The organism is Balneola sp. (assembly GCA_002694685.1).
GTDB lineage: Bacteria > Bacteroidota > Rhodothermia > Balneolales > Balneolaceae > Gracilimonas.
In genome coordinates, this window is sequence record NZMW01000012.1 from 38,984 (window position 1) to 65,304 (window position 26,321).

Here is a 26,321-nt window from a genome sequence, read left to right on the forward strand (position 1 = left end):
TCCATCTAATCGATGTGATGTATCTCACTTCGCTCGGAATAGTTTACCTGACCGGAATATGCGGTCTATCTGCTCCTCATTAAATCCGGCGTAGTAGGATATGAAATGCACCAGCTTCAGGTCAGCCCGCGACTGATCGCCTTCATAGCTGGAGGTATCCCCATAAACGTATAATCGCCGGAACTCCGGGCCATGCTGGTCGTCTTCCAGTAATTTGGTTATGACCCACTGATCGTTATCGGTTAGTACTACTGCGCCCTTAATTCCCGAAAGGGTAGTGGTCGCCGTAGAACCTCCCAATTGCTGATAAAAGCTCCAGAATCCATCAGAAAGGTCCTTGACTGGTTTAGCCTCCCCGTATAACGCCTCGCCGGTAATGGTTAAGTAGCGGCCATTGTCATACACTTCTACTCCTTTGGCTCCGGCGATGTCATTGCGTCGGTTTTTAATGCCTTCAGCAATAGCACCCTTGGCGATAATACGAATGCCCTTCCCGGATGGAGATATTTCCCCGTAAGAGTCGATTTCTTGTATCAGGGCCTCGATGTCTTTGGACAACTCGCCGTCACCAGAAATACAATAATCGAAATCAAAGCCTACGATTCCGTCATCACCCGATAGTACATACCCAATACCGGAATACGTGGATGATTGTTTTTCGTAATGGGCTTTAACTGCCTGGAAAGAGGTTCAGGTTGCAGAGTCGCTAACCTTGGCAGGAGAGCCGTTTATTTGGAAAGGAATTTTGGTGGGTTTCCCGCCACGTTCGGCGAGCTTTCAGAGTACCCACTGGTCTCTGTCTTGTAGTGTCGTTGGAATATGTACTCATTTCATTTGAGTGTTCTCCTATATTGAATTTTAGATTTCATTTAAGGGCGTTTACACGTCCGCTTAAATTCTAAACTATTACGTGGGGAAAATCAAGTGAATTTTAAAATAAATGTAAATTACTTTGAAAACTTCAAAAATGCATAATTCGTAAAAAAGGTGTCAGTATGATTTTAATGACGTATTTTTACTGATTTTTATGTAGAGGTAATAAGGATTCATAACTTCAAAACATTGCATATTTTTATTCCAGAAAACTCTTTGGAACCAGGTAGCAACTAGTATTTCCCTTTTCAGGCAAATAAAGATCTTTACGTTCAATATTGAAATAGTCGGCCAATAAACGATTAAAAATCTGCTTTCCCGAAGATGACTTACTTAAGCTACTCATGAATTTCTTGATTTTCGCGTCTTCCAATACATGTTCAGCTTCATAGACAAGGTGACGGGGTTCATTCGCGGTCTTCACAGGTTCTGTAGAACTAAAGTAAGAGTGAAGCATAGCGAATAATTTTTTCTCCCTTTCATCTTGGAAGGCAGCCTGTTGATTCCAGCATATATCTAAGCCTTTAAGGAGGGAGGTTTTTATGGTTTCATCATCCAGGAATTCTGCAAAGGCCAGGAGAGGTCTGGATAGTTCTAATTGTCTGTTATTCAAGCTTGATTTCGAAACGGGAAGGGTAATATTTTCAAAAGAACTAAGAGACAGATTAAAAATTTGTTCTGCGTTATGTATTCCTATTGCGTAACAAGAAACTTCAAAGAGCTGCATAGAGGACAATATTTGTTGGTCAAATTCTAAAAATTGATCTTTATCAATATGATCGGGCTTTTTGAAGGTCTGTAATGGGATGGTTCGCGACTTCAATGTTTCCAGCTCTATATTTCCGGTTCCACCAAAAATTTTCGGGCAGTATGTAGAGTAGGTTGTACTTTTAGTGCCCGCCCGCTTAGTTACCGAGCCCCTATAATTGTAACCGCCGTTGAGGAACTTTGATAACTCGTCGTGTGATTTACGTGATGATGAGTAGTCTTCAAATTCATCTACACATAACGTACTTCCATGTACGTGGGCTTGTTCGATAAGGGTAGATGGCGTTGCTTTTGTTAAAAAGAACCCGTTAAAAGCGAGCTTAGAGACGATATCTAATACGGTGGTTTTTCCGGTGCCTTTTTCCCCTGCTAAGTGAATGTATGGGTAGGCATTAAATATACGGTAGAAATAGGAGCAAATGATCCAGGTAGTTAGAATATCATAGTATGCGTCTTTCCTGAAGTAGATAAACTGCTTCAAAAAAGATCGTATCTGCGTATATAACACGGGGGGAGATAGGTAATCATTATTACGAATTTTTTCCAGATACGTATTGGAAAGGGGAGATTCAATAACCTGAACATGATTGGGAGTCATTCCTTCCATGTTCTCTACATGATCTCTTGGAAACAAGCGAGAGGGGTTAGTAAATAGGATGTCATTAGATTCGGTGGAGTAGATCATGGACATATTTTTAAAGTCCTGAGCCGGGTGAAAATACATGGTGAAATCTTCAGAAATCCCATCGTTATACACGCTTTGGGAGGGTATATCGCTGGCATACACACGCATCGAATATTCATCGAGTACGTTGCCAATATCGGATGGGGTATTCTCATGTACCCAGTCTGGCAGGCTCTTATTTTTAAGGGCATTTCGGAGATTTATTTTATAGAGCTCACCCCCGTTATTAAGCATGGTAACCACAAATGGATACATGGAGAACGCATAGTTTTTTCCGTAACTACCTAAACACAGATAAATCTTTTTGTCGGCTAATAATTTAGGGTAGTCATAATGCTTTAACTCAGATTCAGAGGGCATGCTAATAGCTGTTATATCCCGACTATTTAGGTAATCTGCGATAAGCGGATTGTCTACTACTAGCACCTGCTCTGTTTTCTCGCTAAAAAGCCTTTTATCCAACCTGAACACACCTCTGCTGTCCCAACTACTACGTTCTCCCGAAATAGCATAGTCTTTTAAAGCAACAGAGTGGCCGGCTGGAGATAGGCAATGATATCTAAGGATATTGAGATGAGGCAGCCATTCAACTCGTATGGAATTAAACGTGTAGTCAAAAGAAAACGAGTGGAGATGATCTTTTAATTCGGAGGTAGTGGAAGGCTTTGAAAGGACATCAAGCTTAGCAGCCCCGTATAGGTTTGATTCAAAGGAAAAAGCCTGCTGAGCACCAAAATCAGTGTCTATGTTGTACATCAACGTATAAAGCTGACTAAATTCACCCTTCTTCTTTTTGGGTCCAAACTGTACACTTAAATCACTTTCAACCTGTATAGGCACGAGTTTCCCGTTCCAAGTAGGAACTTCAAATGTTAGAGGAAAGTTTTCATCCTGAAACTCGGTAATTGAAAATTGTGGTACGTTCAATTCAAGAGCCAGTATTTTATGCTGTTTGAATCTGGAACTGTCTAAATTTAATGTGTCTGCCTTCTTCATTGCGCTATAATAGTTTTAAAAAGATTAAGGTCAGCTTTGTCACCGGTGTTAGTATGAAGGACTAATTGACGTGTTGCCATATTAAAAATTCGCGCAATATCAGTTTGAGCTAACGCCTTTTTACTGGCGGTTGCTGAACTCCTATCGTGGATTAATTCAGTAAGGCTCTCAATATCTTTTGCTTTAAGGGTATGAGGGATCTCTTCAAGCTTCTTTTCTACAATAAGCTTTATTTGATCTAAGTCAGGGGGAGCGACTTCAAATTGTTGGGTTAATCTGCCTGGACGAAGTAGGGCCGGGTCAACGGCATCACGTCGGTTGGTAGCACCAATCACTATTACGTTATCGTTATTGCTTCCACTGTCGATCTCATTTAAGAGTGCGTATAGACTATTGTTCTCAATTGAATGGGAGGTTTGGTCTCTACTAGTAGCTATACTATCAATCTCATCAAAGAATAAAAGTATTGGCCGGAAAAGACGGGCTTGTTCAAACAAAGACCTAATATTTGCCCCCGATTCTCCAGAGTATTTCGAGACCAGTTCATTACTGTTTATTACCTTAAACAGTACCCCAAGTTCATTTGCTATTGCATTAGCTATGCTGGTTTTTCCGGTTCCAGGGGGGCCATAAAGCAGAAAGCCTTGATCGGGATTATAATTCAAGTCTTTTCGAAAGGTGTCTGGGTTAAGTAAAAATGAAATTTCTTGACAAATGGCATCAATAACGCCTTCTGAGCCAGGTAAATCGGATTTTTTTAGGGTAGGTTTTTTGATATCCATTTCAGTGTGGCATAAAGGAAGGATCGTTTCTTTTGCTTGCCTGATATGAGCCTTTTCTAGGATTACCGAGGTCTTTAGGTCAAGAGCTTTTATTCGGGCAAAGCTATGTGCTTTTTTGACAAGTGTATTGAGGTCACCACCGACATAACCAGCGCATTCGTAAGCTATTTCGTTAACAAAGGCATCTGTAATACCACGTAGTTCAACACCGGTTTCTTGGATCTTCTGCCTTAAAATTTGAGCTCGACCTGTTTTATCTGGTGGATATACGGGAATTTTTGTATCAAACCGACCTGATCTGATTACGGCGGAGTCTAAGTCAGAAATATAATTAGTTGCAGCAATGACAAGAACATGAGATGGGATATTTTTTGGATCCAGAAGTTGTAGCAGATTATTTATTTCTTCTCTGTCATGTTTATCAGATCGTTCAGATCTTTTTCCTGCGTAGGAGTCAAATTCATCCAAAAAGATAAGGGCTCCATTTTTTTCCTTGGCAGCTTTATTGAAGGCGATAGTGAGATTTTTTGAAAACTGATGAATATAGGGAGATGCCAATTCACCAATCATTACAGGGCTAAATTTAATCTTAAGATCTTTCGCAACGGCATGAGCAAGTTCTGTTTTACCAGTTCCAGGTGGGCCATAAAGAAGTACTCCTCCGGTATGGATAGGATTTGTATTCTGTCCATTTAATTGCTGTATAAAAGGGAAGATCACCTCTTTTTTAAGCCGGTCTATTACCTCATCGATACCTTTTAGTTTGTGTAAGTTGCTAAAAGAAACCTTCGCAATTTGCTGCTTACTATTGGCAGATGAGCCACTTTCTAGCGGGTCACCATTTTCTTCAACATGATCATTCATTTGAGATACCGTTATGCTTTTTCCGTCAGTATCACCTTTGTCCAAAGATCGATCAATAATTGTGTCGCTGGTGGCAATGGCAATCTTGTTGCCCTTGCCAATGGTTGTAATCTGATAAATATGGTCGTCTTTAAATCGAATGTATTTATTCGAGAAAAGCACGGACTTATCTTCAATGACACTCTGTATTGGAGGTATGTGCTTCGTTACTTCTTCTCTTACCCGAGCAATGGTAATCGATCGTGCAAATTCAGGTTCAATTACAGTACAGATAGCATGATCAGAGGTAATGATATAAAGGGATTTCCACTCGGAAGGAAGAACGAGTTTAGAGCTTCCATGAAAGCTGGCGGGTACTGGAATCAGCCGATCAGAGAGTACCGTATTATCTGGAAATTCAAGTTGTAAGATTTTTCCATATTCTGATCCGAGATACTTAATAAGTCTTGGAGGAGAACCAATGCCATCGATGTCTGGATCGAAATCTACTTGTAATCGTATGTTTTGCATATAACTAGAAAAAGTTTTTGAGCAGAGTAAAGAATCTTAACCTATTTTAAAATTGAATTTTTCACCTCTATCATTTCAGGTATATGTCAAAGCCAAAAAACCCGGAAGATTTATATGGACTAGATTTTTCAGTTGTATCGGATTTAATAGAGGAGCTGGATCATTCAAGATTTCCAGATCTGTCCGGCTTTTCAACGGAAGATGATCCAAAGAATGCTGCTGAAGATGAAACTGATGATTCAATTATCAAATTGCATATATATCGTTTTCTCATCGTTCAGGCCCAAAAAAATAGATTAGGTAGAAATGAACTCATAAAAGAAGGCAAGAGATATTTAAAATCACTTGATGTCGAAGATTTGCGGACCCATAAGAGAGTTCATTATTTGGATTTAATAGATCGAATATTGGATGAAAGAAATGACTTGATGGTTAAAGCAGATTGGGAAACATTTAAAAAAATACTAACCAGGCAATCAAAATATCTCGAAGTGTACTCTTCTGATGCTATGACAGTAGGACGTATAAAGACTATGATTGAGAAGATAGAGTATGAAATTTTTCATGCATCGGATGAGAAAGAGCGAGTAATGAAAGTATTTGTAGACGAGTTCATGAATAGTTTTTATCGATTTTTATCTGATGAAGAATCTCTCGACCATGCAGTTCAAATAATTATGAACTCAAAAGCTTAGTGACAAAAGCCCGTCTCATGCCAAATTTTAGGGGAATAGCAGCTTTTTTTACTTTTACTGAGTCCATAATCTTCTGCATTTCTTTGCCTAATGTTTTCAAGATATCATCATTGTATTAGGGCTTTGGAGAGCCTCCTCAATGCTGACTTCATCCGTGCATCTGGAACCTCATCTTGGTCGCAAAGGATATTTTGTGCTTTTCGGCTTGAGCTTTGCAGCAAGTATTTTTCTTGAATGGGTTGCCATTTTTCTTAACCTGTGGGAATATACTTCTGCGATGCCTGTGCTAAATATTTTTTCTTATGAGGTTGGCTTATCGCCGATTGTTCAAATTACGGTTCTTCCCGCTCTGAGCATTTACCTTGCTTCAAAGCAAAGCTAAAATTTCACGTGTATAAAACAATAAACAAGCTTCTAAAACTTATGGGCAATAACTACCTAAGGTTCAGTTTTTAAGTTTAACTGCAAAATTTGATATCTTTAAAACATAATTATGTAAGATGTTTTGTAGCTGATAGTCTATTATTAGTATTCACAAAATTTTAGCTTTGCTTAAAAAAATCCACAAAACAAAGATTTATAAAATCTCAGCCCGACTTCTGCTGATCATATTTGCTATGCATGTGTTAAGTGTGCATAGTCTGGCAGAGTCATTGGTGTATTGTTTTGAAGATAATGGCGATGTAAATGTTGAATCAAAGGCAGAGCTTGGACTATTCTTCAATAGTGAGGCTGAAGTTCACGAAAATGATGGTCATGATCACGAACAAGAAACCATATTTCACCAAGATGGTGATCACCACAGAGATGTTCCTATTTCGTTACTCTGTGCCAAAGAAGACAAGCTGAATCGCTTTGACCAACAAAAGACAGTTGCTGATCTTAAACGAGCTGTTTTTCAAAAAAGTGAGATCACTCCGGCCTCCCGTTCCCTTCAGCAAACTATTTTCTTACCGCCGGTTATAGAAAATTCTATCACCACCAATCTACAGACCGTAGTACTTCTGAATTAGGCCATACAGCCCCTCCTATACCTAATTCACATTGAGAATGCCCTTCATACTTCACAGGATCATAGTATCCCGTGCGCATTTCTCATCAATCTACAACAGCTAAAAGGCTGAATACTACATGTCAAAATTTATCAAAACGATGCTGCTCATCGGCACGCTCGTGCTTGCTGCCGGTTGCGCCAGCGAACGAACGGTACTTCAAACACCATCTGAAAGCACGCTTATAGAACATGAATCCGAGGACTATTCTTCTCAGATTCTAAACAGAAATTTAAACTCTTCGGCCAATTCGATTACTATTGGCGACACGCTGAGCTATCGAACGGCACTGGCTAAAACGCTCCTCGAAAACCCCGGTCTGCAAAGTTATGCCTGGCAAGTTCGGGTTAAGGAAGCCGAGCGCATTCAAGCTGCTTTGTTGCCCAATCCGGAACTGGAAGCCGAAATGGAAAACTTTGGAGGAACCGGCCCTTTTGAAGGCTATGATTCCAGGGAAACCACAATAAGGCTCAGCCAAAAAGTTCTCTTAGGGGCTGATCGGATGAAACGGAAACGACTGGCCGGTTTAAGCACTGAGCTCGCCGGGTGGGATTACGAAACCCAGCGTTTAAATACGCTCACCGGACTCACACAAGCTTATACGTCCGCTTTGGAAGCCCAACTGCAATGGGAACAACAAAAAGAGTTATTAGATGTTGCCCGACAATTTTATGAAAGCGTGTCGGCGCAAGTCGAAGCCGGGAAAGTTTCAAAACTGGAGCAGACCAAAGCCCAAGTGGAACTCTCTCGTGCACGCATAGATCTGGAAAACAGGCGCAATTCGATGCAATCCGCTTTTACCACACTGGCCTCATTTTGGGGAAGTGATCAGGTATCATTCTCAGTATTGTCAGGAGAGTTAGGGATGCCGGATTCTATTCCAGACTACCAATACGTGGCCGAATTTATAGAGCAAAACCCGGATGTAGCTCGCTGGACTACCGAGATTCAGCAACGGGAAGCTTCCCTTTCGTATGAGCGATCCAAAGCCATTCCTGATATAAAAATCAGCGGCGGGTATCGCTGGATGGAAGATCTTGGAGCTGAAGCTGCTTTGGTTGGTGTTTCTATCCCTCTTCCATTTTTTGATCGCAACCAAGGGAATGTAAAGGCGGCTCGTTATGAGCTCAACCTTGCGGAAACGGTGCGGGAGTCTGCCAGGATTGAGGTGCAAAAAGCCCTTCAAAATAGCTATAACAAGTTACAAGCTGCTTTATATGAGGCCGAACAACTTCAAGCTGAAGTCTTGCCCGGAGCCCAAACGGCTTATAAAGCTGCCCAAGCCGGCTACCGGCAGGGCAAGTTTGATTTTCTGGAAGTACTGGATGCCCAGCGAACTTTATTTACCAGCCGGACCCGCTACGTACAAGCGCTGGCTGAACTGAACCGTGCCATCGCACAAGTTGAGCGACTAATCGGCACGCCTTTGAATGAAATTTCTACCAACTAATTATTTGAACCCCATGAAACAGAGACTAAAAACAATGAAGATCATTAACGTATTACTTCCGGTGTGGATGTTGCTTTTGAGTGGAGTCGTTATAAGCGGCTGTAGTTCTCAAAATGAATCCACTCCTCAAACAGAAAACCATGCCACTGCTGATGAACACGGTAGTGAAGAAACACAACATACAGAGGAAGAAGGTGAACATTCGGAGGAAGAGAGTGAAGGACCCGGTGAAGTTCACCTTTCTGAAGAGCAAATGGCTTCCCTCAATATAAATGTAGATACCCTGAAAGCCGGAAGTGCAAGCTCCGTAATTCAACGGCCTGCCAGTGTGATGTACGATATGGATCGCATTGCAAAAGTGGGTCCGCGTATTGAGGCCAAAGTGGTTAAAGTGCTTAAAGATTTGGGGGATTACGTGGAAGAAGGCGAGCCCATTGCACAAATGAGCAGCGTTGGACTTGGCAAGATCAAAGCCAATTACATTCGTCTCAGAGCGGCCATGAAGAAGGAGGAAGCCCACTTTAAGCGTGAGCAAAATTTGTATGAACAGGATATCTCCAGTCAGGCTGAGCTGTTGCAGGCCGAATTGGAATATGAACAAGCGAAAGCAGAGCTTGATGCCGCCTCTGAAGCGTTGCGTTTATACGGATTATCCCATAATGATATCCAAAATATTAAGGCCGGAAGTGAGATTCCGCTTTCTTATTTCTACCTGAGCAGTCCCTTGAGTGGTACCATTCAGGAGCGAGACCTTTCTCCCGGACAGACTATCAGCCCCAGTGAAACGCCGGTTCATGTAGCCGACTTGTCTAAGGTTTGGGTGATGATAGACGGATATGAGCAAGATATTCGCTATCTGGAAACCGGACAGGGTGTTGAGCTTTCCATACGAAGCACTCCTGGAACCACCTTTGAGGGAACGACCGACTGGATCTCGTACGAGCTGGAAAAAGAAACCCGAACCATGCCCGTACGTGCGCTTTTTGATAATCCTGAGGGACAGCTCCGTGCCGGTATGTTTGGTACCGCTCGCATCTACACCAATTCAAAGGAAACCGCTGCGCTCATTCCGGTGGGTGCTGTTCAGCAAATCGAAGGCACCGACCGTGTTTTTGTGCCTGGTGAAGAGCCCGGAAGTTTTCGTCCGGTAGCCGTAACCCTTGGAAATGAACGAGATGGTTTCGTGGAAGTGCTTTCCGGTTTAACACCTGGACAAGCAGCCGTAGTTTCCGGGGCTTTTGACCTGAAATCAGCTCTTACCGCCGCAACCCGGAGTGCAGATCATGGCCACTAATGCAGATCAGATCAACAAAATTATCACCCTGAATATTTGACCTATGCTTGAACAAATAATTGATAAAGTATTAAAGAACCGGCTAACCATCTTTATTTTGGTAGCCGCGGTAGCGCTCTATGGCTACTTTTCCTTTCGGGATGTACCCATAGATTCCTTTCCCGACGTTTCACCCACACTCGTGCAGGTGTTTACTTCCAGTCCGGGACTTTCTCCGGTAGATGTGGAAACCCAGATCAGTTACCCCATCGAGATCTCCATGTATGGATTGCCGAAGCTGGACCGGGTGCAAAGCACCTCCATTTTCGGGCTTTCCAGAGTGAATATTTATTTTGAGGAAGGAACCGATATTTACTTTGCCCGGCGATTAGTCAACGAACGACTGTCGCAGGCCAAAAACGAGATACCGGACGGACTTGGTGAACCCCAACTTGGCCCTATCACCACCGGCCTTGGAACGGTGTTGATGTATGAGGTCAAGAATAAAGAAGGCTACGACCACTCCCTGATGGATATCCGTACCGCTCAGGATTGGATCGTAAAACCGCAGCTGCGAACAGTACCTGGCGTAACCGGCGTGCTGTCAATTGGCGGGGATGTTAGACAGTTCCAGGTCAAAGCTGATATGAACGCGCTGGTTTCCCGCGGTCTTACCCTTGAAGATCTCGAAGGCGCACTCAATAAAAATAATCGTACAGTTGGAGCCTCTTTTCTGGAACGCGGAGGAGAAGAATACCTGGTGCGCGGTTATGGCTGGATTCAACCCGATTCTGCCGGGATCAACGACATCAGGAATGTGATTGTATCTAACGAAAACGGCACTCCGGTGTATGTGAAAGATGTAGCTGAAGTGGCATTTGGCTCGGAAATCAAGCGAGGAACACTGGTTGCCAACGGGGAAGAATCGGTGGGCGGTTTTGTGTTGAAACTCATCGGAACCAACACACAGGACTTGCTGGCCGAAATGGATAATAAAGTGGATGCCATTAATAGCGCCCTCCCCGAAGGGATGATCATGGAAACCTTTTATTCTCAAGGTGAACTCGTAGAAAAAGCCGTGGGTACAGTTACCAATGCCCTCTACATCGGAGCCATTCTGGTGCTCATCGTGCTGTACTTTTTTATGGGAGATATCCGATCCACGTTGATCATTATTTCCACGGTTCCCATCGCCTTTTTGATTGCTTTCATAGGGATGAAATGGCTGGGTATATCGGCCAACCTAATGAGTCTTGGTGGACTGGCAATAAGCATCGGGATGATTGGTGACAGCGCCACGGTAATTGTGGAAAACACGTACAGGCTGCTTGAGGAGCGAAAAGAAGGAAATGTGTCCCTAACACGGATTGTGAGTGAAGCCGCGCGTGAAGTCATTCGACCGGTCTTTTTCGCTACCAGCATTATCATCATTGTATTTCTGCCACTCTTCTCGCTTGAAGGTGTGGAAGGAAAGATGTTCAAACCGCTGGCTTATACCATTACCTTTGCGCTGTTCGGAGCCATCTTTTTAGCGCTGACGTACATTCCTATTATCTCCAGCTTCATCCTTCCCGAAAAAGGCATGGACAAGGAACCCTGGTTGGTACGTACGCTCAAAAAATGGAGTGAACCGTTGATCGAGAAGACCTCCAAATATCCTAAAATGGTATTTGGTGCCGCTCTTGTTCTCTTTGCCGGAAGCATGGCCATCTTTCCGTTTTTAGGAACCGAGTTTCAGCCCACTTTACGAGAAGGTACCTACGCCGTTCGTTCGGTATTACCACCGGGGGCCAATCTTCCAACCACTACCGAATACTCCAAGCGGCTTCAGGAATCGATGCTAACCTTTCCTGAAGTAGAAAGCGTCTATTCGCGTGTTGGTCGTGCTGAAGTTGGTGGAGATCCTGAGCCGGTGAACGTGGTCTTCAACGTGGTGAATTTGAAACCGTTGGACGCATGGGAATGGGGACGTGATTACGAAGAACTTCAGACCGCGATGGCAGAAAAACTATCCGAGGATCTACCCGGCGTTTCTTCCAATTTCTCCCAACCTATTCAGCTTCGTACTGATGAGCTGCTAAGCGGCGTTCGGGCCCAAGTGGTTGTGAGTTTATATGGCGATGACCTGGATGTGCTGGCTGAAAAAGCAGGTGAAATCCAGGCCATTGCTGAAGGTGTGGAAGGAGCTGTAGATGTCCGCGCCCAGCAACAAGGCGGCAAACCGCAAATCCTGGTTCGTCCGGATCGTGAGCAGTTGGCCCGGCTGGGAATTAGCATGGATGACTTCCTTAACACCGTAGAAACCGGGATCGGTGGATCGGTATCCGGGCAAGTCTTCGAAGGCATCCGACGCTTCGATATCTTTGTTCGCCTACAGGAATCTCAGCGAACCCACATTGACCAGGTTCGCGATCTACCCATCCGTACGGCTAAAGGAGCATTGGTTCCGCTGTCACAAATAGCCGATGTGGAAGTCTTTACCGGACCAAAGCAGATCTCCCGAAATAAAGCCAGTCGCCGAACCTATGTACAGCTTAACGTGAGAGGACGAGACATGGGAAGCGTAGTCAGTGAAATTCAGCAAAAGGTGGCTGAGCAGGTCGAACTACCGGCAGGATATTTCACCGAATACGGCGGACAGTTTGAAAATCAACAGCGGGCGATGGCGCGGTTGTATGTAGTGGTTCCCATTACGCTGGGACTCATTTTTTTCATGCTGTTTTCCACCTTCAGTAGCTGGAAATACGCTGTGCTCATCTTCCTGAATATACCCTTTGCCACTATCGGTGGTATTGTAGCGCTTTGGGTGTCCGGTCTCTACTTGTCCGTGCCGGCAGCCGTGGGTTTTATCGCCATCTTTGGTATCGCGGTACTCAATGGCGTGGTGCTGGTTTCCTACATCAACCAACTTCGGGAGGAAGGACTTGAAACCCACAAGGCCGTTGTTAAAGCGGCGTTATTACGTCTTCGCCCTGTACTCATGACGGCCTTGACCACCGGTCTCGGACTGATTCCGTTGCTACTGGCAAACGATATCGGCTCGAATGTGCAACGTCCTCTGGCAGCCGTGGTAGTTGGTGGTCTGGTAACATCGACTCTGCTTACACTGGTGGTATTACCCACTATCTACAAGTGGTTCGCTGAACCAGTAGAACACGTTGAACTGTAATTATAAATAGATACAAACCTTCAAGGTATTTGAAACCTTGGAGGTTTCATTAAAACCAACTTACTATGAAAGAGATTAAAGCATTTATTCGTACCAACATGATTGATTACGTCATTGATGGCCTTGAAGCCTTACCAGAACCGCCTGGTATAACCTTATCGGATGTGCGGGGATGGGGGCACGTTAAAGCCGAAGATAAAGCACGGCTCACCAACCGTATAAAACTGGAAACCGTTGTTCCCGATGAACGGGTTGCTGAAATTATTGATACGATCATCCAAAAAGGAAAAACGGGCAATTCGGGTGATGGCAAAATATTTATATCCGAAGTAGATAAAGCTATAAGAATTCGAACTGGGGAAATCGACGATGAAGTGATTCGATAGGCTAAGATTACATCACTTTATACCCCAAGATTGCTGCCATTTGACCGTGGCAGTAGTCATCTGAAATTATATTCGTGATAACAATGAACTGCGATTTGAAATGCACCGCTTAATTGTTGTTACAACAGCAACTTTTTAAACATAACTTTGACCATGGAAGAACAAATTTTTCGTATAAAAAATATGGTGTGTGAACATTGCGGAGAAGTACTGGAGAGTAAATTAAACGAAGCTGGTTTTGTAATAGAATCAATGAGGTTGGGTGCTATAAAGCTCCAAGAACCGGTGAACCGGCAACAGTTTATCAAACTAACAAATATTGTTCATCAAAATGGATTTGAAATTATAAGTGATAAAAGCAGTCAGTTGGTGGAACAAATCAAACATCTGATTCTTGAGATCATTTATGGCCGGAATAAACTGGAGGGTAATCTGTCGGAGTATATAGTGGAGAACATTCACAAAGACTATCAACATCTTAGCAGACTGTTTTCCAGTGTAGAGGGAAAATCTATAGAACGATACTTTATTTTACAGAAGATTGAGCGATCTAAAGAATTGATTGTTTATGGAGAGCAAAATTTAAGTGAGATTGCTTTCGAGCTTGGTTATAGCAGTCAACAGCACTTCTCTCGTCAATTCAAAAAGGAAACAGGACTATCACCATCTCACTTCAAAGAAATTAAAGAACAAAAAAGAACTTCCATTGATCGCTTGTAACATAAAATTGCATATAGATATCATACATCTGCAAGATTTTATTGGCGGAAATAGATAGTATATGGGTTGAATATTGGTATAAGAAAATATCATTACTGATTAAAAAGGGAGCAATAAATTCTATGGAAATAATGAAAATCGAACTTGGAAAATTATTGAAAAGTGTTTCTGACTCAAGAGATTTTTGCATTGACCGGCTGTTAGGCAGCCTAAAAAAACGGGAAGGAATTTTAAACATAAAAAAAAGTGAATCAGTTACAGATAAGCCTCAACTCACCATTTCTTTTGATCCAGAAATTATTAGTGAACATCAGGTAAAAAGGATGGTCCAGGAAACTGCCAATTCGCTCGATCAAACCTTTGGCCACTTTCAAATTAGATTAAAAGAATTCACAGATTCCGAAAAACTTAAGGCTGCTACTTCTGTTCTGAAAAATATGAAAGGAGTTATGAATGTTTTGATCGTACCAACCGGCAGCCTGATTGTTGAATTCAATAAATATATTACCCAAGAGTCTATTCTAAATGAGATAATTAAGAACTTAAATGTACTAAGCTAAATTTAATGAGTGGGTACTTTTGTGAACAAAAGGCACAATTATCATGGACTATGAAATACTTTCAAAAAAACAAATAAAAGAAATCTACAGTGATTGGGCGGACCGATACGATCTTTCACTTTGGTTGTTCAACCTGATTGGTTTTCAGTATCAGTTTTACAGAAGAGAAGCTATTAAAGGATTATCGCTAAAACTGGGAGATACTGTTATTGACTTGGGATGTGGTACAGGACTAAATTTTTCCATACTCCAGCGAATGGTTGGATACAAAGGCACGATCATTGGAGTTGACTTATCGGAATCGATGTTAGATAAAGCACAGAAACGGGTAAGACGACACGGTTGGAAAAATGTGCAACTGGTTGAGTCAGATATGGCTGATTTTGCTATTCCAGAACATACGGATGCTGTGCTTTCTACTGCTGCATTAACTATGTCGCCAAAATATGATCAAATCATACAGTACGTTGCTAATGAATTAAAACCGGGCAAACGGATGTCTATTTTTGAATTCAAAAAACCGGAAAAGTGGCCTGAATGGTTAGTAGATGTCACTCTTTCATTACTGAAAACCTATGGAGTACGAAAGGCTCACACGAAAAGAACTCCATGGAAATCTATGGAACAGCATTTTCAGCAATCAGAAATGAAGGAGTATTACTTCGGAGCTGTTTATGTTTGTTCCGGAACAGCTTGAATATAAAAGCTTTATCTATTACCCTGGCCTCTTTAGTCCCCAAAATTTAATTAAGGCGTACCCAAATAGCATTCCACCCAGATGTGCAAAATTGGCTACTCCGGCCTGTGTGCCAAATACTCCGTTCATTAGCTCAATGCCTCCAAATATGGCTACAAAATATTTGGCTTTAATGGGTATAGGAGGAATAAGAAGAACGATATAACGATTTGGAAACATCATGCCAAAGGCAAGCAAAATTCCATAAACCGCCCCCGATGCGCCAACAGTAGGAACGTTGGCATTTACAAATATCAATTGAATAATTGCAGCCCCAATTCCTGTTATAAAATAATAGATAGTAAATCGCTTAGAACCCCAATAGTTTTCAATAGCTTGACCAAACATCCATAGTGCAAAGAGATTGAAAAAGATGTGTGCAAACCCAGCGTGCAGGAAGAGATAGCTCATCGGCTGCCATATTTCAAACTTTCCGGATTCGAGAGGCCAAAGTGCCCCCAATTGGTATAGAAAGTTACCTAAACCCGGAATATTCAACCCTATGAAAACCAACGCGTTTATGATAAGTAAGTTTTTAACCGCGGTTGGGAATACAGAAAATTGTGAGTTTGGTTGATATTGATCGTTTTGATAATTCAAAGTTGAAGTCTTTACTGTTAACTTTTTCTTGTAAACCTTAAACCTGTGGTAGTCTCTTTAAGTTTCGTGAAGTCAGCTTAACAGCAAAATCCTGCACAAGTACCACATAAATCTGCAAGACTCAACAGAGGTAGTATTGTACATTATGGTAAATAATTAACAACGGTACAGGAATGATCGAAAACTATTATGATAGAAGTTAGTGAACTTAGTGATTCGTCTGTTTTGGTTTTGAATATTTCAGGAAAATTGACAATGCAGGATCTTGATGAACTTATTCCCATGCTAAAAAATCATATTTCTCAATCTGACGATCCTCATCTTTATATTAGTATGCAGGGCTTTAAAGGGTGGGAAAGTGTAGCCGCTGCCTGGAAAGATTTAAATCTTGATGCGGACTACATTGGGTATTTCGACCGAATTGCTATTGTTGGTGAAAAGAAATGGCAGGAATGGGGAACACAATTGATCGATGCAATAAGCAAAGAAGAACTTAAATACTTTTATACAGAAGAAGCCTACAAGGGATGGAAGTGGATTAACAATACACACGAATAAAGTACCTATGCAAAATTATGTGAATAGTACATAAGAATGCACCGTTACAGCTATTCACAAGCTGGATTAGGTTGAATCCTGGTTCAGCTTTTTCAACTCAAATTAGGACATTATGGAAAAACTTAAACTTGATTTACCTGTTTTATTGCCTGAAATACCTGATTTAAAAGATCAATGTGTGTCCCGGTTAACCGGAACCTTAGAGGGGCGGGAAGGTATTTTTCGGGTGCATGTCAAAAGCGAAGAAAATCCGCCCCAGCTTTGCATTCATTTTGATCCTGATTTCATTACACTGCATCGAATAAAAAGTATTGCCGAACAGACCGGGGCTCAACTGCACGATAAATTCGGCCACTTGTTGGTTGAAGTAGTTGGAAACAGACATGCCCGTCATGCCCGAAGCATTACCCGTATGCTCAATGAATTGGAGGGTGTAGTTGATGCCTTTGCCGGGTCCAGCGGATGGATTCGAATGGAATTCGACAAAAGCAAGACTACAATTAAAGATTTGATAATTTCTCTTCAAGATATGGGGCTCAGCATTAAGCCCGCATCAATCAAACACCGAAATGAAGAGGTTGAAACTCTTCTTAAGAAGGAATCTAAGTCACGGGATAGAAGCTATGAAATGAATAATGATATAGAAAAACCACCTGCCAAAAATGAAGAGAATCATGAGGAAAGTGAGGCTAAACATGAAGATGATAGCCATGAGCATGATCACGATTCGGATTATGAAGACGAAGAATCGCACGATCATACCCACGATCACGGTGGCATCTTTGGCGAAAAAACCGAGCTGATCTTCTCGCTGATATGCGGTGGCTTGCTTGGCATAGGATTCGGCCTCTCCTATGTGAGCACGGTGCCCGGCTGGGTATCGCTTGCACTATATGTGAGCTCCTACTTCTTTGGTGGATTCTACCTGGTGCAGGAAGCTTACACCGAAGTAAAAGCCGGAAATTTCGAGATTGATTTCCTGATGCTGGTTGCCGCGATTGGAGCTGCAATCCTTGGGGAGTGGGCTGAGGGGGCGCTTCTGCTTTTCTTGTTCAGCCTTGGACATTCCCTGGAACACTATGCTATGGGTCGGGCACGAGATGCCATCAAAGGGCTTGCTGACCTTGCGCCAAAAACCGCTCTGCGAAAAAAAGATGGAACCACCGAAGAGGTACCTGTTGAGGAGTTGCAGGTCAGGGATGTTATTGTTATCAAACCGAACAGCAAAATTTCCGCCGACGGGGTAGTTATCAATGGCGAAAGCAGTGTCAACCAGGCACCCATCACCGGCGAAAGCGTGCCCGTGGACAAGATGGAATATGACGATCCTGAATCCATCGATGAAGACGCAGATTCTATTGACGATAAGCACCGCGTGTTTGCCGGCACCATTAACGGCAACGGCAGCCTGGAGGTGAAGGTGACTAAACTGTCCAAAGATTCCACGCTCTCTCGGCTTATCAAACTTGTGAATGAGGCTGAAGCTCAGAAATCGCCCACCCAGCAGTTCACCGATAAATTTGAAAAATATTTTGTGCCCACTGTATTAACACTGGCGATATTGTTGAACTTTGCTTTTTTAATCATTGATGAACCGTTCTCCGCCAGCTTCTACCGGGCGATGGCTGTACTTGTTGCCGCCAGTCCCTGTGCGTTGGCTATTTCTACACCAAGTGCGGTGCTCAGTGGTGTAGGCCGGGCAGCCCGCGGCGGGGTGCTCATCAAAGGAGGCCGTCCGCTGGAGAACCTGGGCAACCTCAAAGCACTGGCTTTTGACAAGACCGGCACCCTCACCGAAGGCGAGCCCAAACTGACCGATGTAATCACCTTTGAAGGCGTCGAAGAGCGGGAGCTGCTGCAAACGGCTGTAGCGGTTGAAGGTTTGAGCGACCATCCGCTGGCTGCTGCCGTAGTACGTGATGGAAAAGAGAAGTTAGGGGAAACTGATTTTCCCGAAGCCGAAGATCTTGAATCCATTACAGGGCGGGGAGTAAAAGCAACGATTAAAGATACAACAGTGTATATCGGGAATGCGGAGCTATTTGAAGAGGCCGATGGCATTAAACTCTCAGAAGACCTTAGACGAAGGGTAGAAGAATTGGAAGGAGAAGGTAAAACGACCATGATTGTTCGTCATGGTGATCGATATCTTGGTATGCTGGGACTCATGGATACCCCACGAGAGGATGCCAAGGAGGTTATTCAAAAACTGCGGGACATGGGCTTGACACACCTGATCATGCTTACGGGCGACAATCAGCGGGTGGCCGATGCTGTTGCTAAAGAGATCGGTATCGACGACCCAAAAGGTAATTTACTGCCTGAAGACAAGGTGGAAGCTGTCAAAAAGCTTCGTGAAGAGGAAGGCGACGTAGCGATGGTAGGCGATGGCGTCAACGATGCTCCGGCCATGGCCAACAGCACAGTGGGCATTGCTATGGGAGCAGCCGGATCAGATGTGGCCCTTGAAACAGCCGATGTAGCTTTAATGGCCGACAAGATTTCCGTTCTTCCGTTTGCTATCGGACTGAGCCGCAAAACCAAATCGATCATCAAGCAGAACCTGTGGATCAGCCTGGGTATGGTGGCTCTGCTTGTGCCAGCTACGATTTTTGGCCTGAGCATGGGTTGGGCAGTCATCGGCCACGAAGGGTCAACAGTAGTTGTGGTATTTAATGCGTTGAGGTTGTTAGCTTACAAATCCTAACCTATTCAAAGATAAATTAGCTCGGCCAATATGTTGCACACTATAACTAAAGCAGTAAGCTTTTTCCTGATACTATTTATTGCAGCAACTTCTTCTGTAGACGCCGGGCAACCTAAACTTTCGCCGGAAGCTCAGGTCAGTCTCCTTACGACTTCTTCCGGTGCTGAATTGTACACTTTGTTTGGCCATACTGCCTTGCGCATTTACGACCCGGAAGCAGGTGTAGATCGCGCATATAATTATGGTACTTTTGATTTCAACGCTCCAGGGTTTTATTGGAAATTTGCCCTCGGCGATCTGCGATATTTTCTTTCGGTGAACAAGTTTGAGAATGCAAAAAAAGCATATTTGAATGACGGCCGCATTATTACTGAACAGCGATTAAATCTAACAGAGAATCAAACCAAACGCTTGTATGATTTTTTGGAGAATAACGCCCGGCCCGAAAATCGATATTATTCCTATGAGTTCTTCTATGATAACTGTACCACCCGGATCTATGAGGCTGTCAAGGCAGTAGCTGGGGATTCAATCCATTTTCAAGAGCCGCAAAATTCGGCAAAGAATAGTTTTCGGCAGTTTATTAATCCCTACGTGAAATCCGTTTCCTGGGTAAAATTTGGGATTAACTTGCTGTTGGGTACTCCCGCCGACCGCAACCCACCCGAGTCGGAAACGCTGTTCTTACCCGACCTGTTAAAAGAGGGATTTTCACACGCTCGGATACAGCAAGCTGATACAAGTCTTGCCTTGGTTTCAGAGCAGAGATTTTATGCTCCTCAGAAACGGTCTGTCATTAGTCCTGCGAGAGTAAGCCCCACTTTAAGCTTTTGGTTTTTGCTGATTACAAGCCTGCTTGCCGGGTTTTTCTATAGAACTAATCACACATTCTGGTTTTGGTTCGACCGTCTGTTATTCGGGATAATTGGGTTGATTGGAGTGTTGATCATTTTTTTGTGGTTTTTTTCTTCGTATCCCTCAACCAAATGGAATTGGAATATAGTGTGGTCTGCCCCGGCTTTGTCGGCCTTTATATTTTCTTTTATGGGCAGAAAACGACTTTCAGAAAATTATAAAGTGTTTTTGGTACTATATGCAGCTATTCTTCTGCTCTTTCTCCTAAGCTGGTCATTTATTCCTCAACAGATCCCCTCTGCAATTTTGCCTCTTCTTTTTTTGTTGGGATTTCGGAGTATTAAAAAGCAATCCGAATCAGTAAATCAGGAAATGGTCAATGTGTTATAGCTTGCCAATCTTTCACTTATTTAGAATTTTGGAAACGAAAGATAACTGCCCCGAACCCATATATTTATATCAAAATTACCAAATATGAGTTTCAAAGATTTTAGTGGTAGTTTATCATAGAATTGATATGATTTATACCGGCGATTCGCCCTTTGTATAAATATTACTTGTACACATTAATCAACGAATATTATTTCAATAAAGATGACTATTCATGAAAAAAGATTGCAGAGCAGAGATATACAACCGACCGCTATGCGCATGCGGATTCTTCTTTTCATGGCTGAAACAAAGTCGGTAATAAGCCTATCAGATCTTGAAGAAAAGTTTACCCATGCAGATCGAACAACGCTTTATCGTACCTTAAAAACATTCTTAGAACATGGTTTGGTGCATCAAATAAACGATGCAAGTGGGATAACTAAATATGCCCTTTGTTCTGAAAACTGTACCTGTTCGTACCCGGATGATGTGCACGTTCATTTTTATTGTTTATCCTGTGAACAAACATTTTGTTTTCCACATCTTGGCATTCCTAACTACGATCTGCCCGAAAATTTTACTCCATCCAACGGCAATTTTGTGATAACCGGGAGTTGTCCTTCCTGTTCTTCCTGATCTTTGCAATTGAGTTGCATTACAAATAATCCTTATTATCTGCATTCTACTTAATCACAATATTTCCCCTTAAAGAATTGTATTTTTTCAGAGCATATATACGTAATCTGAATGTTGCGACAATCGCATCTTTTCTTTTTTCATGGGCAGGGTTTTTCTTTTTTCTACCCTTAAGTGTTTCTGTATTAGCAAGTACTCATGATGTTTCCTCTACCTACAACTTAGATAAAGGCTGTTTTGAAATTGTATTACAACATTCAGAAGAGACTAATTCAGGGTACAAAACAGTTGAAAAAAAGCACCATCAATTTCAAAATCAGTGCTGCTATGATGATGCACTGTTAAGAAATGAGTGCCCGGACTGTAAGTTTATGTTTCCAATCATTCCTTATTTGTTTGGGAACTATGGTGAACCTGTTTTTCAAATTACGTTACCTGTATATCTAAAAGACAACTTATCCCCTCCAATAACTCTTAAAGTTATTAAAGTCACACAACTTCTGATTTAATACCTGCCTTTCTCTATTTAGCAGAAACAAATTCTGCCCCATCCATTTTTTTCAACGAGCTGTTTAACCTCTGGTCATTCTGTGGTTTCAGCCAAAGTATTTGAAAAAGATCGGCATCAAAGACTAATCTATATTCACACAGCTGTAAACATGATCAACAAAATTATTGCCTTTTCGATTAAGAACAAGTTTATCATCGGCTTGTTTATCCTGTCTCTAATAGGAGTAGGATTATATTCTATGATGACCATTAATCTAGGTTCGGTTCCTGATATTACAAATAATCAGGTACAGGTGATTACGGTATCGGAAAATCTATCTACCGAAGACATTGAACAATTTGTAACCTATCCCGTGGAGCTTGCCATGGGTAACCTGCCAGGAGTAACTGAAATCCGTTCGGTATCCCGATTCGGGTTATCCGTGGTTACCATCGTTTTCGAAGATGATATGGGTACCTATTTACCCCGGCAACTGGTACAGGAAAAACTCAGTGAACTGGGCGAAACGATCCCCGAGAATTTTGGAAGTCCATCCATGGGGCCCATTTCAAGTGGATTAGGCCAAATTTACGAGTACTCCATTCAGGTGGACCCTGCATATGAAGATCAATATACGCCTGATGAATTGCGCACAATACAAGATTGGATTATTAAGCGCCAAATGGTGCTCCTGGAAGGGGTTATAGAGGTCAACTCCTTCGGTGGAGGCATCAAACAATATGAAGTAGCCATAAGTCCTGATAAACTAAATGCAATGGGAGTTAGTATTTCAGAAGTATATGAGGCAATGTCCAGGAATAATGTAAATACCGGCGGGGCCTATATCGAGAAAAACAAGATGGCTAATTTTATTCGTGGCGAAGGATTGATACGCAGCCTTGAAGATATAGAAAACATTGTAGTCAAGAACGAAAACGGACTACCCATCCTAATCAGAGATGTAGCAGAAGAGGTTACCTTTGGAACTCAAATTCGTTATGGAGCTTTTACTCAGGATGGTGAGGAAGCAGTAGGTGGCATTATTATGATGCTGAAAGGCTCAAACCCGAATGCAACCATTCAAAACGTTCAGGATAGAATTGCTGAAATTCAAAAGTCACTGCCTGAAGGTTTAAAGATTGAGCCTTTCCTTGATCGAAGTGCTCTTATTGAACGAACCACCAGTACAGTTACCACAAACCTGGTGGAAGGTGCATTGATTGTAGTTTTCGTTTTGGTAATACTCTTAGGAAGTTTACGCGGAGGGTTAATAACCGCCTCACTTATTCCGCTTTCCCTTCTTTTTGCTTTTATAATGATGAAGGCCACCGGGGTGTGGGCCAATCTAATGAGCCTTGGAGCCATCGACTTCGGTATTATTGTTGATGGAGCCGTAATTATAGTGGAAGGCACGGTTCATGAAATTGAAAAAAGGGTGAAATCCGGAAAACGTGCTTTTAGTAAAACACAGATGAATGAAATTGCCTACAAGGCAAGCAGCACCATGATGAATGCTGCCTTCTTTGGACAGTTGATCATCCTTATTGTATTTGCCCCTATCCTGTTTCTGGAAGGAGTAGAAGGTAAGATGTTCCGTCCTATGGCATTCACCTTTGGGTTTGCTGTATTAGGTGCTATTATTTTATGTCTTACCTATGTACCAATGGTCTCGGCACTGTTTATGAAACCCTCACAAAATAGAAAGGGATGGTTTGCCCGGTTCGAGCGAGGCCTCGATCGGGTCAGCAACAAACTTATATCCTTTATTCAGAAGGGCTACGATCCGGTTATCCAATGGTCGTTAAAGCGAAAACCTGTTGTGATTGTAGCTGCCATACTGCTTTTTGGCGGTGCGATGTTCACCTTTTCGAGAATGGGAGGTGAATTTATTCCACAACTGGATGAGGGAGATATTGCCATGCAAGCCCTATTCCGTCCGGGCAGTGGATTATCAGAGGCGATCGATCAATCCAAGAAAATTGAGACGACACTGCTGGAAGAATTTCCAGAGATAGAAACAGTAACAGCTCGAATTGGGGTAGCTGATATTCCCACTGATCCTATGCCCATGGACATTGCCGACATGTACATCATTCTGGACAAGAATAAAGAAAACTGGATCTCTGCCGAATCTAAAGAGGAGCTGATAGAAAAAATAAAGAGTAAACTCGATCAGACCATGATAGGTGTGAATTTCGTTTTTACCCAGCCGGTAGAGCTTAGGTTTAACGAACTTTTGGAAGGTGTACGAGAAGATATCGCCGTAAAGCTATACGGAGACGACATAGATGTATTGGCGGAGAAAGTTCAGGAAATGGCTCAAATTATTCAAACTATTCCAGGGGTGGGTGATGTGAGTCCCGAACGTACGGCTGGACTACCTCAAATGACCGTTAGGTATGACCGGCAAAAAGTGGCTCAATATGGACTGGATATCACGAAGCTCAATCAATACGTAAGTTCAGCTTTTGCCGGAGGTGTTGCTGGAGTTGTATTCGAAGGCGAAAGACGATTTGATCTTGTGATCCGCTTTGATGAAGCTCATCGTACTGGCATTGAGGATATTCGCAATCTGTATGTAGATCTGGAAAACGGTGCACAGGTGCCGGTTAAAGAAGTGGCGGATATCAGTTATCAGCCGGGGCCTATGCAGATCTCGCGAGATAACACCTTTCGCAGGAGCTATGTTGGTGTGAATACACGCGGGCGGGATGTGGAATCGGTGGTTTTGGATATTCAAGAAAAACTGGAGGCCGAATTGAATCTGCCGCCGGGTTATTACATTACTTATGGGGGTGAATTTGAGAATCTGCAACGGGCCAAGAACCGATTGGCTATTGTAGTGCCTATAGCCCTGTTTCTTATCTTTGTGCTGCTGTACTTCGCACTAAAATCGTTCTCACAGTCGGTAATGATCTATCTGGCTATTCCCCTGGCTTCTATTGGAGGTGTCTTCTTCCTGGCTTTACGTGGAATGGACTTCAGTATTTCTGCCGGAGTTGGTTTCATTGTATTGTTCGGAGTGGCTGTGCTAAACGGCCTTGTGCTCGTCAGCCGGTTTAATTCATTAAAAATCGAAGGTGTTATGGATTTACAAGAACGAATTTTGACAGGTACCAAAGAGCGACTTCGCCCCATTTTATTGACCGCTACGGCGGCTATTATGGGTTTTCTTCCGATGGCGTTTTCAACAACAGCCGGTGCTGAAGTACAGCGGCCGCTGGCCACTGTTGTAATCGGCGGGTTGATTAGCGCCACGCTGCTTACGTTGGTCGTGCTGCCCATCCTTTATGCGTACATAGAAAAGCGTAAAATGAGAAAACACAAGCCGGGTAGTACTTCTATGGCCTCCGTTGTGTTGCTGATTATTGGTGGAAGCCTGCTGCTTTCTCCCGATTCTGTACAGGCTCAGGAACAGGTGCTGAATGATACCCTCCCGCAAATTGCGCTGGATCAGGCCGTTCAAAAAGCGATAGCAAATTATCCTTCTCTTGAGGCAGCCAGGCTTGGAATTGACAACAGGAAGGCTCTTCAAAAAACAGCCTGGGACTTTGGCGATACGAACCTCTTTACCGGAGGTGAAGAGTTCGGCAACGGTTCGGACGGTGTTACTACAAAATTTGGCATTCAGCAGCAGTTTGATCTGTTCGGTGTTTTACCAAGGCTAAATCATCGGAATGAACAAACAGAACTTGCCAGGCTGAACTATGAATTGTCTGAGTTAGAGCTCAGGCTCCGGGTAAAGCAGGACTGGTCAACGGTTTTCATCGCTAAACAACAATATGAGATCTATAATCGCCTGAACCAGCAATTCAGGGATATTGCTAGGGCTGCGGAAATAAAATTTGAAACGGAGGAAATTTCCCGGCTGGGATATCTTAATATCATGAATCAGGCCAACCAAATTACCATACAAACAGAACAAGCCTTCCGCGATTATGGGGCTGCTGTTCGAGCTTTTAACAAATGGTTTGAGGGGGACTCGTTATACACGGTTCAAAGTGTTTCAGCCGAACAGCTTGTTCAACCTTTACAGGTAGATTCTACATTCGACCATCCGCTGATTGCTTTATATCAACAAAAAATTGACGTGGCGGAAGCATCGATTAAAGAACAAAGAAGTCAGTTTTTACCAAGTTTTCAAGCCAGTTATGGCTGGCAGGAAATAGCTGCGCAAGGTGGCTTTAATTCCTATGAGATCGGGATCAGACTTCCGGTATTCTTCTGGTCTAAGGCCGGGAAAACTCAATCCGCCCGGATTGAACGAAATATTGCCCGTCAAAACCTAGACCAGGCTCAGAGAGAATTCAACAGTACCTATAACAGTATCCGGGAAAATTATCAGAAATGGTTGCGCTCGTGGGAATATTATCGACAGGAAGCACTCCCTCTTGCCAAAGAACAACAGCAAGGTGCCATCACCTCTTATGAAGAAGGAGCCATAGACTATGTGGCTTTCTTTCAAAGCATCAGAGATGCCATTCGCATTGAAATCGACTCATGGAATGCATTTGGCAATTATCTGAATAGCCATTTCCAATTAGAATACTACCTCAACAAAACTCAATAACAGATTTTAAATCA

General features: G+C 42.9%; 20 protein-coding genes. 16 read left to right on the plus strand and 4 right to left on the minus strand.

Features of this window, described 5'->3' with window-relative positions; translation table 11 throughout:
- Positions 1-24: 24 nt before the first annotated feature.
- The 3 genes from CL667_13350 to CL667_13360 all read right to left on the minus strand — a co-directional run bounded on the left by CL667_13350 (position 25) and on the right by CL667_13360 (position 5,478).
- Positions 25-558 (minus strand): hypothetical protein, encoded by a 534-nt coding sequence (locus tag CL667_13350; GenBank protein MAL18683.1) that lies wholly within the window; start codon positions 556-558, stop codon positions 25-27.
- Between the two features lie 514 nt (positions 559-1,072).
- Positions 1,073-3,322, minus strand: coding sequence for a hypothetical protein (locus tag CL667_13355; GenBank protein MAL18684.1), 2,250 nt, complete (start codon positions 3,320-3,322; stop codon positions 1,073-1,075).
- The gene (locus tag CL667_13360) at positions 3,319-5,478 is read right to left on the minus strand and encodes a hypothetical protein (GenBank protein ID MAL18685.1); all 2,160 of its coding nucleotides are present in this window, start codon (positions 5,476-5,478) and stop codon (positions 3,319-3,321) included. The genes CL667_13355 and CL667_13360 overlap by 4 nt, the downstream gene beginning before the upstream one ends.
- 83 nt (positions 5,479-5,561) lie before the next feature.
- Between CL667_13360 and CL667_13365 the strand changes: the two genes are divergently transcribed.
- The 10 genes from CL667_13365 to CL667_13410 all read left to right on the plus strand — a co-directional run bounded on the left by CL667_13365 (position 5,562) and on the right by CL667_13410 (position 15,480).
- Positions 5,562-6,173: a hypothetical protein gene (locus CL667_13365; GenBank protein MAL18686.1), complete on the plus strand. Its 612-nt coding sequence runs from the start codon at positions 5,562-5,564 to the stop codon at positions 6,171-6,173.
- Positions 6,174-6,312: 139 nt separating this feature from the next.
- Positions 6,313-6,555, plus strand: coding sequence for a hypothetical protein (locus tag CL667_13370; protein ID MAL18687.1), 243 nt, complete (start codon positions 6,313-6,315; stop codon positions 6,553-6,555).
- A gap of 166 nt (positions 6,556-6,721) precedes the next feature.
- Positions 6,722-7,186, plus strand: a complete 465-nt coding sequence (locus tag CL667_13375; GenBank protein MAL18688.1) for a hypothetical protein — start codon at positions 6,722-6,724, stop codon at positions 7,184-7,186.
- Positions 7,187-7,304: 118 nt separating this feature from the next.
- Positions 7,305-8,675, plus strand: a complete 1,371-nt coding sequence (locus CL667_13380) for a transporter (GenBank protein MAL18689.1) — start codon at positions 7,305-7,307, stop codon at positions 8,673-8,675.
- 34 nt (positions 8,676-8,709) lie between these two features.
- A complete protein-coding gene (locus CL667_13385; protein MAL18690.1) occupies positions 8,710-9,969 on the plus strand; it encodes an efflux transporter periplasmic adaptor subunit in 1,260 nt (419 codons plus the stop codon).
- A gap of 43 nt (positions 9,970-10,012) precedes the next feature.
- Complete coding sequence (locus CL667_13390; GenBank protein ID MAL18691.1) at positions 10,013-13,117, plus strand: CusA/CzcA family heavy metal efflux RND transporter; 3,105 nt, start codon at positions 10,013-10,015, stop codon at positions 13,115-13,117.
- 65 nt (positions 13,118-13,182) lie between these two features.
- The gene (locus CL667_13395) at positions 13,183-13,503 is read left to right on the plus strand and encodes a P-II family nitrogen regulator (GenBank protein ID MAL18692.1); all 321 of its coding nucleotides are present in this window, start codon (positions 13,183-13,185) and stop codon (positions 13,501-13,503) included.
- A 153-nt stretch (positions 13,504-13,656) separates the two neighbouring features.
- Entirely contained in the window at positions 13,657-14,223 is a 567-nt protein-coding gene (locus CL667_13400) for an AraC family transcriptional regulator (protein MAL18693.1), read from the plus strand.
- 122 nt (positions 14,224-14,345) lie between these two features.
- Positions 14,346-14,783, plus strand: a complete 438-nt coding sequence (locus CL667_13405; protein ID MAL18694.1) for a hypothetical protein — start codon at positions 14,346-14,348, stop codon at positions 14,781-14,783.
- Between the two features lie 43 nt (positions 14,784-14,826).
- On the plus strand, positions 14,827-15,480 hold the full coding sequence (locus CL667_13410; GenBank protein ID MAL18695.1) for a hypothetical protein: 654 nt from the start codon (positions 14,827-14,829) through the stop codon (positions 15,478-15,480).
- A gap of 18 nt (positions 15,481-15,498) precedes the next feature.
- Here the strand turns inward: CL667_13410 and CL667_13415 are convergent, their stop codons facing one another.
- Complete coding sequence (locus tag CL667_13415) at positions 15,499-16,119, minus strand: rhomboid family intramembrane serine protease (protein MAL18696.1); 621 nt, start codon at positions 16,117-16,119, stop codon at positions 15,499-15,501.
- A gap of 189 nt (positions 16,120-16,308) precedes the next feature.
- Between CL667_13415 and CL667_13420 the strand changes: the two genes are divergently transcribed.
- The 6 genes from CL667_13420 (at position 16,309) to CL667_13445 (ending at position 26,307) form a co-directional block, all read left to right on the plus strand.
- Entirely contained in the window at positions 16,309-16,677 is a 369-nt protein-coding gene (locus CL667_13420) for a hypothetical protein (GenBank protein ID MAL18697.1), read from the plus strand.
- Between the two features lie 112 nt (positions 16,678-16,789).
- Entirely contained in the window at positions 16,790-19,384 is a 2,595-nt protein-coding gene (locus tag CL667_13425) for a copper-translocating P-type ATPase (protein MAL18698.1), read from the plus strand.
- Positions 19,385-19,414: 30 nt separating this feature from the next.
- A complete protein-coding gene (locus CL667_13430; protein MAL18699.1) occupies positions 19,415-20,629 on the plus strand; it encodes a hypothetical protein in 1,215 nt (404 codons plus the stop codon).
- A 204-nt stretch (positions 20,630-20,833) separates the two neighbouring features.
- Complete coding sequence (locus tag CL667_13435; protein ID MAL18700.1) at positions 20,834-21,247, plus strand: transcriptional repressor; 414 nt, start codon at positions 20,834-20,836, stop codon at positions 21,245-21,247.
- A 77-nt stretch (positions 21,248-21,324) separates the two neighbouring features.
- Positions 21,325-21,756, plus strand: a complete 432-nt coding sequence (locus CL667_13440; GenBank protein ID MAL18701.1) for a hypothetical protein — start codon at positions 21,325-21,327, stop codon at positions 21,754-21,756.
- A 150-nt stretch (positions 21,757-21,906) separates the two neighbouring features.
- Positions 21,907-26,307 (plus strand): CusA/CzcA family heavy metal efflux RND transporter, encoded by a 4,401-nt coding sequence (locus CL667_13445; protein MAL18702.1) that lies wholly within the window; start codon positions 21,907-21,909, stop codon positions 26,305-26,307.
- Positions 26,308-26,321: the final 14 nt, after the last annotated feature.